Here is a 16,473-nt window from a genome sequence, read left to right on the forward strand (position 1 = left end):
GTATCATCAGCTACCGCCATCGGCTTACTCTCTTATCATGTAGTTTCGCGCATGGTGGCATAATTGATTTCGCCAGACATCGCTAAATTAAACCAACCTTAAACGCACATAATTGTTTCCACCTAATGACCCTTACTTTGCGGAGGGTCATTATTCTCTCTTTCAGGAAATGGCATATTCCCGCCCTTTCTTTCTTATTGAGGCAGGGGCATGAATAATTGGCCAGTGCTGGGTGCACTTGTAATTTGTTTGGTTTTGATCGGTTGTGACAATAAAAGCGGTGATGAAATCAGCGCACCGCGCGTAATTAAAGCGCTAACGCTGACGGAAAATACCACAGAGAAAGTCAGGGTATTTCCAGCGCGTATTTCGGCGGGGGATTACACCGAACTAGCCTTTAAGCGTACCGGGCGGCTGGCGCAGTTGCAGGTGCGTGAAGGCAGCCATGTTAAGGCTGGCGAGGTGATTGGCCGACTAATTGATACCGATGCGCAGCTGCGCGTCAACGATCAGCAGAACAGATTCCAGCTGGCGGATCGTCAGTATCAGCGCTTCAGTGCGCTGGCCACGCGCAGTGCGGTTTCGCAGGCAGACATGGATGTGCAAAAGGCGAACCGCGACTCCGCCGCTGTGGCGCTCAACATCGCCAAAGAGGAGCTGGATTATCACACCTTGCGCGCACCGTTTGACGGCATCGTCACCAGCGTGGCCTCACAAAATCATCAGGTGGTTACCGCCGGACAAACGGTGGCGGTGATCAGCCGCAACGATGTACTGGATGTGATTTTCAGCGTGCCGGAAAACCTGTTCACCAGCCTTGACGTGCAAAACGTGAGTTATCAGCCAGAGATCAGTCTGAATGCGCTGCCGGGCCGCACGTTTCGCGCGGCATATAAAGAGCATCGCGCAGAAGCTGATGCTGCCACGCTAACCTGGCAAGTAGTGCTGACGATGCCGCGTCCGACGGATTTACCGCAGGTCAGCGGACTGAGCGGCACGGTGAAAGTGCAGATGCATAACCTGCCCACTTCCGACGGCACGCCGCTACTGCGCGTGCCGGCCAATGCGGTATTTAACCCGGATCACAGCCTGCCGAATCAGCCTTACGTGTGGCTGATCAGCGGTGAAGGTGATGTGCTTAACGTTCAGCAGCAGCCGGTGGTGGTGGGAAAACTCAATGCGCAGGGCATCGAAATTCTCTCCGGCCTGCAAGTGGGCGATCGCATTGTGGTCGCGGGCGTCAGCGATTTGCGTGATGGTCAGGCGGTGCGCCTGTGGACACGCGAGCGAGGTCTGTGATGCGCCTGCTGGAACCGTTTCTCAACTACCCGATTCGCAGTTGGCTGGTGATCCTGCTGCTGGGCGTGGGCGGCATTTTTGCGCTGCTCAACATTGGCCGTCTGGAAGATCCGCTTTTCACCATTAAATCGGCGGTGATTGTGACGCACTATCCCGGCGCGTCGGCCCAGCAGGTGGAAGAGGAAGTCACGCTGCCGCTGGAGAACGCCTTGCAGCGCTTGCCATCGCTCGACAACGTCAGTTCGATCTCCAGCAACGGTTTGTCGCAGATCACCGTTACGATTCATAGCCACTATCGCGCCGACGACTTGCCACAGGTGTGGGATGAATTGCGTCGCCGCGTTGACGATGCCACGCGCCAGTTTCCACCCGGCGTCAGCGCGCCGCTAGTGAATGACGACTTTGGTGATGTCTACGGCTACTTCTTTACCCTTTCCGGCGAGAACTTCACCAACAGCGAGCTGCGCACCTACGCCGATCAATTGCGGCGTGAGCTGAATCTGGTGCCCGGCGTGGCGAAAGTGGCGATTGCCGGTATTGAGCAGGAGCAGGTGAATATCACGCTCTCCAGCCAGAAGATGGCGGTGCTGGGCGTGACGCCACAGCGCGTGGCCGCTTTGCTCAACAGCGTCAATGCCGTCTCCGATGCGGGCCAGATTCGCCTCGGCAATGAAGCGATTCGTTTCCATCCGACCGGCGAGTTTCACTCACTGGATGAGATCGGTGCGCTGCCAATCTCTGCGCCCGGCAGCAGCCAGCAAGTGTTGCTGCGCGATATCGCCACGCTCAGCTATGGCGTTACCGAACGGCCGGGCAATCTCTATCACGCCAACGGCAACGCCGCGCTGGCGATGGGCGTCTCCTTTGCGCCTGGCGTCAACGTGATTGATGTCGGCGATGCGTTAAGCGCCAAAATTCAGCAGCATCAGCAGGCCAAACCGCTCGGCATCGATCTGAACGTGTTTTATAACCAGGCGCAGGAAGTGAAGCAGTCGGTGGATGGTTTCATCAATAACTTTCTGATGGCGCTGGCGATTGTGGTGGGCACGCTGCTGCTGTTTATGGGCGTCCGCAGCGGCATGGTGATCGCCGCCTCGCTGGCGCTCAATGTGCTGGGCACGCTGCTGATCATGTATCTGTTTAAGCTTGAGCTGCAGCGCGTGTCGCTGGGTGCGCTGATTATCTCCCTCAGCATGCTGGTGGATAACGCCATCGTGGTGGTTGAAGGCATCAAGGTCGATCGCCAGCGCGGCAAGCCGTTGCAACAGGCGATGATGCAGATGGTGAAACGCAGCGCGCTGCCGCTGCTCGGCGCCACGGTGATCGCCATCATCGCCTTCGCGCCAATTGGTTTATCGCAGGATTCCACCGGCGAATACTGTAAATCGCTGTTCCAGGTGCTGCTGATTTCTCTGCTGCTCAGCTGGATCACCGCGCTGACGCTGACGCCGGTGTTCGTGCAGTGGATGGATGGTCGCCAGGCAATCAGCAAAGAGCGCGCGCAGCCGTATCAGGGCGTGGTGTTTCGCCTGTATCGCCGCGTGCTCACCATGCTGCTGCGCTTCCGCATCACTACTTTAGTGCTGATGGCCGCGTGCCTGGCCGCCTCGATCTATGGCTTCGGCTACGTGAAGCAGAACTTCTTCCCCGCCTCCAATACGCCGATTTTCTTCACCGATCTGTGGCTGCCGTATGGCACCGACATCCATTACACCGCACAAACCGCGCGCGAGATTGAAGGCTGGATCAACCAGCAGCCGGGCGTCAGCAGTACCGTGACAACCATTGGTCAGGGCGCGATGCGCTTTACGCTGACTTACGATGCAACGCGTCAGTACAGCAATTATGCGCAGATCATGGTGCGCGTGCAGGACGCCAGGCAGCTAGAAATGCTGGCGCAGCACACCGAGCAGCACATCGGCGAGCACTTCCCACAAGTGACAGAGCGCATCAAACGCATCAATTTCGGCAGTGCCAGCGACAGCGCCATTGCGCTGCGGATTACCGGCCCCGATCCCATTACGCTGCGGCAGATTGCCAGCCAGATTGACGACATTTTCCTCGCCGAAGGCAGCGCGTTTCCGCCGCGTCATGACTGGCAGGCGCGCAGTAAAGTGATTCGTCCGCAGTATTCACCGCTGCGCGGTCAGGAGCTGGGCGTGGACAAGCGCGATATCGACCGCGCGCTGCGTATCAACTTCACCGGTGATAGCGTCGGTTTGCTGCGCGAAGGCTCGCGGCTGATGCCGATCATGCTGCAGACTTCCGAGCTGGAGCGGCAGAATATCGACCATCTTGGCAATATTCAGGTGTGGAGTCAGGCGCAGCAGCGTTATGTGCCGCTGGCCAATCTGGTGAGCGATTTCCAGCTGGAATGGGAAGATCCGCTGATAATGCGCCGCGACCGCATGCGCGTCTTGACGGTGCAAACCGATCCCGATCCCGCCAGCGGCCGCACCGCCGCAGAGATTGTGGCGCGCGTGCAGCCGGCCATCGATCAGCTGAAGTTGCCCGCCGGCTATCATCTGGAATGGGGTGGCGAGTTGGAGAGTTCGCGCGATGCCCAAAGCGGCCTGCTTGGCTCGCTGCCGTTAGGTTTCCTCGCGATGTTTGTGATTACCGTGCTGATGTTTAACTCGCTGCGCGATGCGCTGGCGATCTGGATTACCGTGCCGCTGGCGCTGATTGGCGTCACCTGCGGCTTCCTGCTCACCGGCATTCCGTTTGGCTTTATGGCGTTGATTGGTTTGCTGAGTTTGTCAGGCATGTTAATTCGTAACGGTATCGTGCTGGTTGAGGAAACGCACCGGCTGGCGCGGCATCAGCCGTTACAGCAAGCGATTCTCGATGCCGCAACGTCGCGCCTGCGCCCGATTCTGCTCACCGCCTTTACCACCGTGCTCGGCCTGCTACCGCTGCTGCGCGATGTGTTTTTCCAGAGCATGGCGGTGGTGATCATTTTCGGTTTGGGATTCGCCACGGTGCTAACGCTGCTGGTGTTGCCGGTGCTGTATCAAACCTTTTATCGGGGTAGAAAGTCTTGAGCGTGAAATTTTGCCTTGTGTCCGTATTATCCGTGTGGGCTCTGACGCATCTGCTGCGTCACGGGCCGTCCTCGCGCCGCTAGCGCGGTGCCTTCGGCTTCCACGTTGTGCCGACGGACCGTTCGGGGATCGGCCGTCCTGCCCGGCCCCGAACTGCCTCACGCATCCATGCGTGAGGCTCCTGGCCCAACGTAAAAGCCTCAGCGCTGCGGATAGCCCTTTCGCCGCAGCAGACGCGCCAGCGCCTCTCACAATGTAGCCGTTTTCAACCACACGCACTGAAGCCCCGGCCGGCCTGCGCACTCACCATTGAGAAAATAATAAGCGAATCGCCATTTATGGCGACAGGTTTGTTAAATGCTCTCCCTGCTTTTCATTCCCAGCGCTCGCCAGTAATATTTTTTTCAACATAAACGTCAGCGGAATTGCCAGAATCGCACCGATGATGCCCAACAAGGATTGCCAGATAAGAAACGCCAGCAGTTGTGTGGTAAGTGCCATATTCAATCGTTTGCCCAATAACAACGGCTCAATGACTGAACTCAGGATTAAATTTAACGCCACAAAGAACAGCGCGACCACCAATGCGGTTTGGATATCGTACAGCATATAACTTTGCAGCACTGGCGGAATGGCCGCCATAAATGAACCCAGCACCGGAATATAGTTGAAGACAAACATCAACACACCCCAGAAAAAGGCGAACTTCAAGCCAAGAAGATGTGCGCCCGCCCAGACAATAATGCCGCCGACAATACTGGTCAGGGTTTTAACCTGAGCATAAACGATAACGCTTTGCACACCCTCTTCAAGCGCCACGTAATAGCGCTGATATTTCCCTTCGGCCTGTTTACGTAGCAGGATTTTTAAATTTCTCATTTCATACAGCATGAAAAACAGCATCAGAAATACCATCAGCCACCAGGAAAGAATGCTGGGTATTTGCGTGAGAAAACCCGTGACAAAGCGCACCACCGCACCCGCATCAACAAACGCCAGCATGTCGTTAGGCGTTAAAACCAGGCCCAAATGACTAAACGTCTGCGTCACCGGCTCGAAGCGTTCGGCCAGTAACTGCGGTGCCTGACGGCTCAGCTGGATTAAATCGGGGGTTAATACGGTGAGTTTGATGATGGTGAACACAATCACCAATAATAGCAGCACAATCACCAGCAGCGATGACAGCAGACGCGGCACGCGTTTTCTTTCGAGCCGACTGATTAACGGATCGAGCATAATCGCCAGAAACAATGACAGCATCACCTGATTAATTAATGCCGATGCCAGATAGATACCGGTGAGAATTATGGTCAACGTGGCGAGAATTATCAGTACGCGCAAAAGCCTTGACCATAAAGGAAACTCGTTCAGTCCCATTATTAAGATCCTTCATCCTATACAAAATGTATTATAGAGAAAAACCTGTGCGCTGGGCCTTGTTTGAGGTCAAGTGACGAAAAACATTCAGGCCGTAAGAGAAACGGCCTGAATGTCACGCGCTATTAATTGATTCTGAATCTCCGCGTTAATGGCTTTTCGATTTCGACAATTAAAAACATCACGAAGCCAATGATCAAGGTAATAATCCAGTAACGTAACGGTAGCGCGGTGGTACCAAACAGCAGCTGCATAAAGGGCGCGTAGATAATCAGCAATTGCAGAACTAACAGCACGCCGCTGACGATCCAGATGCCTTTATTCATCAGCAAACCTTTGCTCAATGAGAAGCCGTCGGAAACACGACAGTTCAGCATATAAAACCACTGCGCCGTTACCAGCGTTTGTAATAACACGGTACGAATAAATTCCGGTGAATAGCCGCGCGGTTGTAGCCAGGCTTCCAGAACGAAGGCGCTTATGGCGATCATCGAACCGACAAAAATCACGCGCCAGATGGCGAAACCATCCATCACATGCAGCTTGGGATCGCGCGGCGGACGACGCATGATATTTTGCTCACCCGCTTCAAACGCCAGGCCGAAGGAGAGCGTGGCGGAAGTCGCCATGTTCATCCACAGAATCAGCACCGGGGTCAGCGGAATGAGGTTACCGGCCAGCAAGGCAATGATGATCAGCAAGCCCTGCGCCAGGTTGGTCGGCATGATGAACAAAATGGTCTTTTTCAGGTTGTCATAGACACGGCGCCCTTCCCGCACCGCGCTGGCGATGGTGGCGAAGTTATCGTCCGTCAGCACCATATCGGCAGCTTCTTTAGTTACTTCGGTGCCTTTAATCCCCATGGCGATACCGACATCCGCCTGCTTCAGCGCGGGCGCATCGTTAACGCCATCGCCGGTCATCCCGACCACCTCTTTTTTGCTTTGCAGCGCCTGCACCAGACGGAATTTATCTTCCGGGCTGGTACGGGCAAAGATGTCGTACGCCTGCGCCGCCTCACTCAATTGTTGGTCATCCATCACTTCCAGCTCGCGTCCGGTGATGGCGGTGCTGGCGTTACCGATTCCCAGCATCTGCCCAATACTCATCGCAGTTTGCGGATGGTCGCCGGTGATCATTTTGACGCGAATGCCGGCTTGCAGGCAGTCGCCAATCGCGGTTATGGCTTCCGGTCGCGGTGGATCCATCATCCCGGCGATGCCGAGCAAAATCATGCCCTGATGCAAATCCTGATGCGTCAGCTCAGTTTGTCCTGGCGTGGCCGGTTTCCAGGCCGCCGCCACCATGCGTAATCCTTCGCGCGCATACTCCTCAATTTTGGCTTCCCACCACGGCAGATCGATCGGCTGCAATCCGGCCTCTGTTTGCTGCTGCTGACAATGTCTGAACAGCACGTCCGGCGCGCCGGTCAACAGCACGCACTCTTCATCGCCAATCAGATAGTGCGTCGACATATATTTGTATTGCGAATCAAAGGGGATTTTATTGCGCAGTTCGGTGGTGACTGAAGGCAGATGTCCTTTGGCGGCCAGCACTTTAAGCGCGCCTTCCGTCGGGCCGCCGGTGATTTTCCACAGTCCGTTTTCGTCTTTAATCAGCTGGCTGTCGTTACACAGATCGATGGTGCGCAGATAGCGCTCGAGGATCGAGCCTTGCGCCACTTTCACCGGCACAGCGTCATCGGCTTTATGGATGGCGCCCACCGGTTCATAGCTCACGCCATCAACGCGGTAAATCTGATCGGCGGTGATAATCGCTTTCACCGTCATTTCATTCATGGTCAGCGTGCCGGTTTTATCTGAGCAGATCACCGTCATCGCGCCCAGCGTTTCCACGGTAGGCAGCTTGCGGATGATCGCCTGCTGCTTCGCCATGGTTTGCACGCCAAGCGACAGAATGATCGAGATAATCGCCGGTAATCCTTCGGGAACCGATGCCACCGCAAGGCTAATCAGAGACAGCATCAGCTCTGAAACCGGCATATCGCGGAACAGCAAACTAAAGACAAACAGCGCGGCCATCATCGCCAGGATGATCAGGAAAATGGCTTTACCAAGTTTATCCATCTGCACCAGCAGCGGCGTGCGGTGCTTTTCGATATCGGACATCATCTGATTGATGTGCCCAAGTTCCGTGGCGCCACCGGTAGCGACCACCAGCCCTTTGCCGCCGCCCGAACTGACGGTGGTGCCGGAGAACAGCAGATTGGTACGATCGCCCAGCGGCAGCTCGCCGATGAGCGCGTCCGTGCCCTTCTCAACCACTGTGGATTCGCCCGTCAGAATCGCTTCTTCAACGCGCAGGTTATGAGCCTCAATAACGCGCAGATCCGCCGGGATGCGGTCGCCGGCGCGGATCACCACCACATCACCTGGCACCAACGCGGTGGTGGGCAGCGTCTCGTGATTACCCGCACGGATCACCACCGTTTCGCTGGAGAGCATATTGCGGATACTTTGCAGGGATTTTTCCGCGTTGCTCTCCTGAATGTGGCCAATCAGGGCATTCACCACCGCCACGCCGAGAATCACCAGCGTATCAACCCAGTGTCCCATGACGGCAGTCAGCAACGCGGCGGCCAGTAAAACGTAGATCAGCACATCGTTGAAGTGAGCGAGAAATCGCAGCCAAACCGGCTTGCCGGGTTTCTGTGGCAGGGCATTTTCCCCGTACTGTGTTAGGCGCGCCGCCGCTTCAGCACTACTGATTCCCTCGGTGGAACTTTGCGTACTGGCCAGCGTTTCATCGACAGAAAGTTGATAATAGGTACTTTCCGGTTTAGCAGTATTCATCGCTTTCTCCTCAAATCCTGTTTCGGAAATCAAGGCGGTGATATCCCGTATTTAACAAGTCGCCATTGAACGAAAAGATCAGACCTGACTTATCCGGTGGAAGAAGCGGTCCGTTTCAGATTGAAAAATATGTCGTTAATGGCTGCTCAGCGGTAATGGAGCAGCCCTATTTTCTATACGAAATTAAAAGCATTTTGTAAAATGAACGCTATAAACGTAGCACAGGGATATTCAACGCATTCATTTCTTAATAAAAGTCGCGAGGCGGAAACCATTTATCTCATCAGACTTATCCGATCGCGGAAAATAATAAAAATATAGTGTGATAATTCATAAGGCTGGGTAATTTAAAGCCAACATTCAGGTTAGTTTAATCTGATATTTTATATCGCTATTGCGGATTAAATATCCATGAAGATCAGTTTTATTAGATTTAAATCTGGTTAATTTCATCAAGAATATTACAAGCTATCAGGCTTTACTTTTTTTGACATCTGCGTCTATGCTCATCGATAATAAAAACATCCTGTTAATACTTCTCACCTTTCAAGACGATGGCGCAGTTTTTCTGTGGTCATGGTTAATGGAGGCAACGATGTATGGTTATAGCCTGCTCCGTCTGAGTCTTTATGTTGTCATTGCGATCGTTACCTGCTCCGCCGTAGGACTATTCACCTACGCGGTTGTCTCTATGCTTGGTAATTAAATTATCCACTCACATTATTGCCAACAATGGATTCGTTGTTGCTGAGGATAAAACAGTGACTCGTTATATTACGCTGGCTGCCATTGTTATATTTTTAACAACGGGTTGCGATCAAAAAACACAGGAAGTCACGCCACCGCCACGCATGGTGAAAGTCGTTGAAGTTGTGGCATCCGGCGAATCTCAACAACGTATCTTCCCGGCGCGCATTGAATCCGGCGACTCCACCGATTTGTCGTTCAAACGTGCAGGACAGATTGAATCGCTGGATATTCGCCAGGGCAACCGCATCGAGCAGGGCCAGCTCATCGCCAGGCTTACGGCGCGGGAAGCGCAGCAGCGCGTTAATGAGCGCCAGACCGCCGCCACGCTTGCCCAGAGGCAATTTGCCCGCTTCCAGACGCTCTCCGGCCGCCAGGCGATTTCGCAGGCAGACATGGATGTGCAGCGCGCCAACCGCGATGCGGCCAATGCCGCGCTGCAAATTGCCCGTGAAGAGTTGAGCCAGATGACGCTAACCGCGCCGTTCAGCGGCGTGGCCGCCGTGGTTAACGTGCGCAATCATCAGGTGGTCGCCGCCGGACAAACCATCGCTACCTTGACCCGCAACGATCTGCTCGACGTGGTGTTCAGCGTGCCGGAAAACCTGTTTACCGCGCTGGATATACGCAACCTGACCTATCGCCCGGTGGTGCGCATCAACTCATTGCCGGATCGCGAATTCCAGGCCGAGTACAAAGAGCACACCGGCAGCAGTAACAGCAACTCGCTGACGTGGCAGATTATTTTAACTATGCCGCGCCCGGCCGATTTCCCGGCGGTGGGCGGCGTCAGTGGCACGGTGACGATTAACCTCGCCAATCTGCCCGCCAATGTGAATCGCGAATCGTTAGTGGTGCCGGTGGAGGCGGTATTCAATCCCGATAACAGCCAGCGCAACGAGCCGCATGTTTGGGTGGTGCAAGGCAGCGGCGATCAGCTGACGTTAGAAGATCGCAAAGTCAGCGTGGGTGAAGTGACCGATCGCGGCGTGGTGATCACCGCCGGGCTGCACGCCGGTGAACGCGTGGTCGCCGCTGGCGTCAACGAGCTGCATGCTCAGCAACCGGTACGCATCTGGACGCGTGAGCGAGGGCTGTAATGGATACTTCCCGGCAGTTTATCGATAATCCGGTCCGCGTCTGGCTGGCGATTCTGTTACTGGGCGTCGGCGGCATTTTTGCTCTGCTCAATATTGGCCGTCTCGAAGATCCGGCTTTTACCATTAAGACCGCGGTGGTTGTCACCCACTATCCCGGCGCGTCTGCCCAGCAGGTGGAAGAGGAAGTCACCTTGCCACTGGAGAATGCGCTGCAGCAGTTGCCCTATCTGGACAATGTCAGCTCCATCTCTTCCAACGGCCTGTCGCAGATTACCGTCAACATTGACTCGCGTTATCACTCCAACGCGTTGCCGCAAATCTGGGACGAACTGCGGCGCAGAGTCGGCGATGCGGCGCGTTTCTTTCCTCCTGGCGTGGCCGCGCCGTTCGTTAACGATGATTTTGGCGATGTGTTTGGTTTCTTCTTCGCTATTTCTGGCAACAACTTCAGCAACCCGGAGCTGGTGCAGTACGCGGAGCAGCTACGGCGTGAGCTGGTGCTGGTGCCGGGCGTTGGCAAGGTGGCGCTGGGCGGCGTGATCCCACAGCAAATTAATATCGATGTCTCCTTAACGATGATGGCCGCGCGCGGCATTACGCTGCCGCAGCTCGCCAGCGTGCTAAGTCGACTCAACGTGGTCTCCAATGCGGGCGACATCAAAGCCGGCACGGAATCGATCCGTCTGCATCCAACCGGCGAGTTTCAGAACATCGAAGAGTTGGGCGACTTGCTGGTCAGCCCGCCTGGCGATCACGCCACCACCCGATTGCGCGATATCGCCTCGCTGTCGCGCGGGCTGAGTGAATCGCCCTCCAGCATTTACCACGCCAGCGGACGTCCGGCGGTCACCATGGGAATTTCGTTTATTCCCGGTGTGAATGTCATTGATGTCGGGCGCGCGCTGGAGGCCAAACTGCAGCAGATGTCGGCAGAAAAACCGGCGGGCATTCAGATCAACGTGTTTTACGATCAGGCCGCCGAAGTGGCGCACTCGGTGAATGGCTTTATTACCAACTTCCTGATGGCGCTGGCGATTGTCGTCGGCGTGTTGCTGATCTTTATGGGCGTGCGCAGCGGCATTATCATCGCGTTGTCGCTGGCGCTCAATGTGCTGGGCACGCTGCTGATCATGTATCTGTGCGGCATTGAGTTGCAGCGCATTTCGCTGGGCGCACTGATTATCGCGCTGAGCATGCTGGTGGATAATGCGATTGTGATTGTCGAAGGCGTGCTGATCGCGCGTCAGCAAAACTCGCCGCTGATGACCACCATCAACTTTGTGATTCGCCGCACCGCCTTCCCGCTGCTGGGCGCGACGATAATCGCCATTCTGGCGTTTGCGCCGATTGGTCTTTCGCAGGATTCCACCGGCGAGTACTGCAAATCGCTGTTCCAGGTATTGCTGATTTCCCTGCTGCTGAGCTGGTTCTCGGCGCTCACCATCACGCCGGTGCTGATCAAATGGTGGCTGTTTAAAACACAGGAACCTACTAAAGCTGCGGCTGAAGTTTCACCTTATGACGGCGGTTTTTATCGCCTTTATCAGCGCATGTTGCAGGTATTGCTCAGGCAAAAAACCCTCACGCTTTCGCTGATGGCGGTGCTGCTGGCGCTGGCGATTTGGGGCTTTGGATCGGTGCGACAAAACTTCTTCCCTTCAGCCAATACGCCGATCTTCTTCGTCGATCTCTGGCTGCCGTACGGCACCGATATCAACGCCACCGAGCAGATGGCCAGCGACATTGAAAAATCGATTACCGGGCAGCAAGGCGTGGTGTCTACCGTCACCACCATTGGCCAGGGCAGTATGCGCTTTATCCTCACTTACAACGGGCAGCGTCAGTACAGCAACTATGCGCAAATCATGGTGCGCATGGACGATCAGCGTAATATCGGGGCGCTGTCACACCGTATTGATGCCTACATCGTGCGTCAGTATCCGCAGGTCAATGCCAGCACCAAACGGGTGATGTTTGGTCCTTCAGGCGGTAGCGCGATTGAGGTGCGTATCAAAGGTCCCGATCCCGACAGAATGCGCCTGATCGCCAGCCAGGTCGGCGACATCCTGACCGCCGATCCCGCCACCGACAGCGTGCGCAACGATTGGCAAAACCGCAGCAAAGTTATTCGCCCGCAGTTCAATCTGGCGCTGGGCCGCGAGCTAGGCGTCGATAAGCAGGAGGTGGATAACGCGCTGGAGATGAATTTCACCGGCAGCCGCGTTGGGCTGTATCGTGAAGGCGCTGACCTGCTGCCAGTTATCGTGCGGCCACCGGCCAGCGAGCGGCAGGACGCCAATCATCTGAATAACGTGCTGGTGTGGAGCCAGAGCCAGCAGCAGTACATCCCGCTCAGCAACGTGGTGAGCGGTTTTACGTTGCAATGGGAAGATCCGCTAATTCTGCGCCGCGATCGCAGCCGCGTACTCACCGTGCAGACCGACCCGAATCCGCTCAGCAATGATACCTCCGGCGATATTGTGGCGCGCGTGAAGCCGCAGATTGAGCATATCCCGCTACCGCACGGCTACAGCATTGAGTGGGGCGGCGATGCGGAGAGCTCCAGTGAAGCGCAGCAAGGCGTGTTTACCTCGCTGCCGCTGGGTTATCTGGTGATGTTCGTGATCACCGTGCTGATGTTTAGCTCGCTGAAAAACGCCGTCGCCATTTGGCTGACGGTGCCGCTGGCGCTGATTGGCGTGACGCCGGGCTTTTTGATCACCGGGATTCCGTTTGGCTTTATGGCGTTAATCGGCCTGCTGAGTCTGAGCGGTATGTTGATTCGCAATGGCATCGTGCTGGTCGAAGAGATTGAACAGCAGAAGCTAGTAAAGCCGCAGGCTGACGCGATCATCTACGCCGCCACCTCGCGTCTGCGCCCTATTCTGCTGACCGCCTTCACCACCGTGCTCGGGCTGGCGCCGCTATTGCGCGATGTGTTCTTCCAGAGCATGGCGGTGGTGATCATGTTTGGTCTGGGGTTTGCCACGGTGCTGACGCTGCTGGTGCTGCCGGTGATTTACGCCTGCTTCCATCGCCAAACGGTGGCTAGCGCATCATGAATGTGACCGGCCTTAACGTGATTAAAACGCTGGGATGTATGACGGCGGTGACATTTTTCACCGTGTACAACACCTGGGATCGCTACGATTACGATTATCACTGGATTCTGGCGTTTCTGACCTTTATCTCCACTATCGCCACGCCGCTGTTTTTTGTCGTCGCCGGGATTATGGATGCCCGTTCCGAGCAGGATGTTAACTGGCAGATAGGCAAGATTCGCAATCTGGTGATCGTGTTTCTGTTCTGGATGACGGTCTATTACCTGTGGGAACCCTATCAGCGCGGCTACCTGATCCAGCCGTGGTTCATCTTCTCGTTCATTATCATCTACAGCTTTCACCCGCTGATGATCTGGCTTAGCCAGCATCGACGCGCGTTCGTTGCGCTGGTGTTTGCGTTGCTGGCGTTCTCATATGGCTACGATTTGCTGGCGGTGCTGCATCCGGACGACCCGCTGTTCCGGCTTGAACCGCAGTATCGGCTCTGGACCTGGCTGCTGTTTTACTTAACCGGCCAACTGCTGTGCGATCCGCTGATTGCCGACTGGATGGAGCGCAAAAAAGTAGCGCGCGGCGCGGTGATCGCCCTGCCCTTTATCTATCTGTTTACCTGGTTTTATGAGCAGCACTTCTTCTTCGCGCTATTCAAAGCCGATCGCAACGCCTTTATTCTCACCGGCTCGCAGATTTATCTGCTGGTGGTGGTGCTGGTGATTGCCGCCAGTCAGGTGCGCTTTCGCCGCAATGTGGCGGTTAAAGAGACCATTCTGGCGACCATCAGCAAAACCATGACCGGCGTCTATATTCTTCACTACTCGGTTTTCCATCTGCTCACCGCGCTGATTCCCATCACCTCGCTGGCGACTAAGCTGACGCTGATTGCCGTGACCTTTGCCGCTTCGGTGCTGCTCTCCAGAGTGATCCTCGCCAGCGGCTGGCTGAAAAAAGTCATAACCCTTTGATGCAGGCCGGCAGATTGCTCTGACTGCTGCAATCAATGCGCTCCTTGATTTGCAACATCATGTAATCGAAAAACGGATTGGAGGTGTTGCGCATCAGCGTATCCAGCCCAACGATCAGGCTGGCGGTTTCACCGCGCAGCGAGATGGTGCCAAAGCTAATGCCATAACGATTCTTTTCCGTTGGCTCGCGGCCATACAGCGAGTCGCTGAGTGGGAACGGCACGGCAATGTGCGATAACGAATAGGTATCCTGCGGCCACGCTTCATGCATCGAACGCACGATTTCTTGCGTTTGATCCGCCGCTGTAATGCGCGCCATGGTTTGATAGGTGGTCGGTGACGCGTTGGTGATGACCGTTGAGGCATAGCGGCGCGGCGCAGGCGGCAACAAATTATTGACCGCTGAGTAGAGCGCGGGCCTGAACAGCGCGCGCAAGTTCGCCGCTTGGTTGACGTCGAACATCACCAGTTCACTGCCGTTATCCGGCAGATAGCGATAGAACCCATTGACCACCGCGCGGGTGCTGACGGTGGAATCCAGCACTGACTGGAAGGTCAGCACCGGAGGAAACGCCGGCATGCTGCCGCCGCGAATCACATGCAGCAGCTGATCCTGCATCGCCTGCGTCAGCAACCACGATTGCCGCGCCGCGCGCACCGGGAACGAGTTGTACTTGAAAGGATTGTATTCGGGGATGATGCTCAGCCACGCCGCTTTGGCGAAGCCGGGGATGATGGCGGGCCAGCCGGCTAAGCCAGCAAACCGCGCATAGGCGGTGACGCCAATCATCGGCGACAGCAATACCAGCTGTTGCGGCTTGCGCAGCGCGTTATTTTGCAACGTATCGAGGCTGTATTTCACCGCCAGCGCGCCGCCGTTCGAGTATCCAACCAGATGCAAAGGTACGTTGCTACCCGCCAGGCGTGTCGCTTCGCGCACCGCTAAGCGGGTTGCCGCCATCCACATTTGCCAGTCAACTTTGGTGAGTGAACCGGGCGCCGTGCCGTGTCCCGGCAGCCGCGGCACTACCGCCACAAAACCCTTCTGCTGATACGCCTGCGCCAAATAGCGCATGCTGTACGGCGAATCGGTTAATCCATGCAGCAGCACCACCGCACCTTTCGCTTTTCCTTCTGGCTCGAGGATATATGAGCGATTCCAGTCGGTGTCAAATCGCGCCGGATAAACCGGGCTTTGCGCGTTAAAGCGGTTGAGCGCCGTTTTCTCATCGTCATTGAGCTGGTCGGTCACGTTAACTTTCATGTCGTGGAAAATCGCTGCTTCGCGCGTCAGATAATCCGCGAAGCTGGCGCGATCAATCTCATCCACCGACATTTCATCCGCCGACCACGTATGCCAGCGATGCAGCGGCGGTCCCTGTTCGGATTGATAACCACGGATCACCAGGAACATCACCAGCAAAACCAGCAAGCCTAACGCTACGCGCTTGAGCACTTTGCTGATGCGATCTTTATGCAACGCGTCGACGGAATCAGAAGGCATAGCGAACCCAGGCAAACAGCACGTTACCGTTATTGTAAGTGCCGGGAATATAGGTGAACTGCACGTTGAAACGTTTGTAACCGGCGGAGAACAGTGGCAGCACGATAGGCAGCGGCACGTAATTGGCGAAGTCATCGCGCGCGGTAATGCTGGCGGTTAGCCCGAGACCGAGACGAAAATCACGCGATTGATCCAGATACCAGCCTTTCTCCCAGCCATAACCAATGATCGGCTGCCATTCGTTATGGGAATCTTTAAACGCCATCGCATAGAGCGCGCTCCAGTTACCGTCTTCATTGATGCGCGAGACGCCCAACCCGCCCCCCCAAGGCGTTTCATTGTAGTTATCGGTTTTATCTTTATCGTAAGCAAAACGGGCATGCCAGCTGATGAAAGGCAGATAGAGATCGTAATACTGCGGTTCCTGCCAGGTTTGTGAAACGTCCTGCTTGAGCCATTCCCAGCCATCGCTAATCGAGTTGGCCGCCGAGGCGGAACAGACAAACAGGGCCAGAGTAAGCAACCAGGCCGCCTGAAGAGTTCGCATCATGTATGCCTCTAAAAT

9 protein-coding genes are annotated in these 16,473 nt (G+C 55.6%); 5 read left to right on the forward strand and 4 right to left on the reverse strand.

Annotated features, from left to right (window positions below):
- Positions 1-210 precede the first annotated feature (210 nt).
- Both ACVLVH_RS03180 and ACVLVH_RS03185 read left to right on the forward strand, forming a co-directional pair.
- Positions 211-1,299 (forward strand): efflux RND transporter periplasmic adaptor subunit, encoded by a 1,089-nt coding sequence (locus tag ACVLVH_RS03180; protein ID WP_192414551.1) that lies wholly within the window; start codon positions 211-213, stop codon positions 1,297-1,299.
- Positions 1,299-4,343 (forward strand): efflux RND transporter permease subunit, encoded by a 3,045-nt coding sequence (locus ACVLVH_RS03185; protein WP_498948711.1) that lies wholly within the window; start codon positions 1,299-1,301, stop codon positions 4,341-4,343. Before ACVLVH_RS03180 ends, ACVLVH_RS03185 begins: the two co-directional genes overlap by 1 nt.
- A 336-nt stretch (positions 4,344-4,679) precedes the next feature.
- On the opposite strand, the gene ACVLVH_RS03190 is transcribed toward ACVLVH_RS03185, so the two are convergent.
- Both ACVLVH_RS03190 and ACVLVH_RS03195 read right to left on the reverse strand, forming a co-directional pair.
- On the reverse strand, positions 4,680-5,720 hold the full coding sequence (locus ACVLVH_RS03190; protein WP_277975206.1) for an AI-2E family transporter: 1,041 nt from the start codon (positions 5,718-5,720) through the stop codon (positions 4,680-4,682).
- A 125-nt stretch (positions 5,721-5,845) separates the two neighbouring features.
- A complete protein-coding gene (locus ACVLVH_RS03195) occupies positions 5,846-8,533 on the reverse strand; it encodes a cation-transporting P-type ATPase (RefSeq protein ID WP_110867122.1) in 2,688 nt (895 codons plus the stop codon).
- A gap of 851 nt (positions 8,534-9,384) precedes the next feature.
- Here ACVLVH_RS03195 and ACVLVH_RS03200 point away from each other — a divergent pair.
- From ACVLVH_RS03200 to ACVLVH_RS03210, 3 genes are read left to right on the forward strand one after another with little or no spacing between them, the layout of a single operon-like run.
- Entirely contained in the window at positions 9,385-10,380 is a 996-nt protein-coding gene (locus ACVLVH_RS03200) for an efflux RND transporter periplasmic adaptor subunit (RefSeq protein ID WP_498948761.1), read from the forward strand.
- Positions 10,380-13,442 carry an efflux RND transporter permease subunit gene (locus ACVLVH_RS03205; protein ID WP_498948712.1) on the forward strand — a complete coding sequence of 1,021 codons (3,063 nt, stop codon included), beginning with the start codon at positions 10,380-10,382 and terminating at the stop codon, positions 13,440-13,442. Before ACVLVH_RS03200 ends, ACVLVH_RS03205 begins: the two co-directional genes overlap by 1 nt.
- Positions 13,439-14,404, forward strand: coding sequence for an acyltransferase (locus ACVLVH_RS03210; RefSeq protein WP_192414562.1), 966 nt, complete (start codon positions 13,439-13,441; stop codon positions 14,402-14,404). The genes ACVLVH_RS03205 and ACVLVH_RS03210 overlap by 4 nt, the downstream gene beginning before the upstream one ends.
- Here the strand turns inward: ACVLVH_RS03210 and ACVLVH_RS03215 are convergent.
- The gene (locus ACVLVH_RS03215) at positions 14,391-15,908 is read right to left on the reverse strand and encodes an alpha/beta hydrolase (protein ID WP_498948714.1); all 1,518 of its coding nucleotides are present in this window, start codon (positions 15,906-15,908) and stop codon (positions 14,391-14,393) included. The two genes, ACVLVH_RS03210 and ACVLVH_RS03215, sit on opposite strands and share 14 nt — an antisense overlap.
- Positions 15,898-16,455, reverse strand: a complete 558-nt coding sequence (gene pagP / locus ACVLVH_RS03220; protein WP_498948762.1) for a lipid IV(A) palmitoyltransferase PagP — start codon at positions 16,453-16,455, stop codon at positions 15,898-15,900. The genes ACVLVH_RS03215 and pagP overlap by 11 nt, the downstream gene beginning before the upstream one ends.
- Positions 16,456-16,473: the final 18 nt, after the last annotated feature.

This window comes from Kluyvera sp. 1366, from assembly GCF_054823405.1.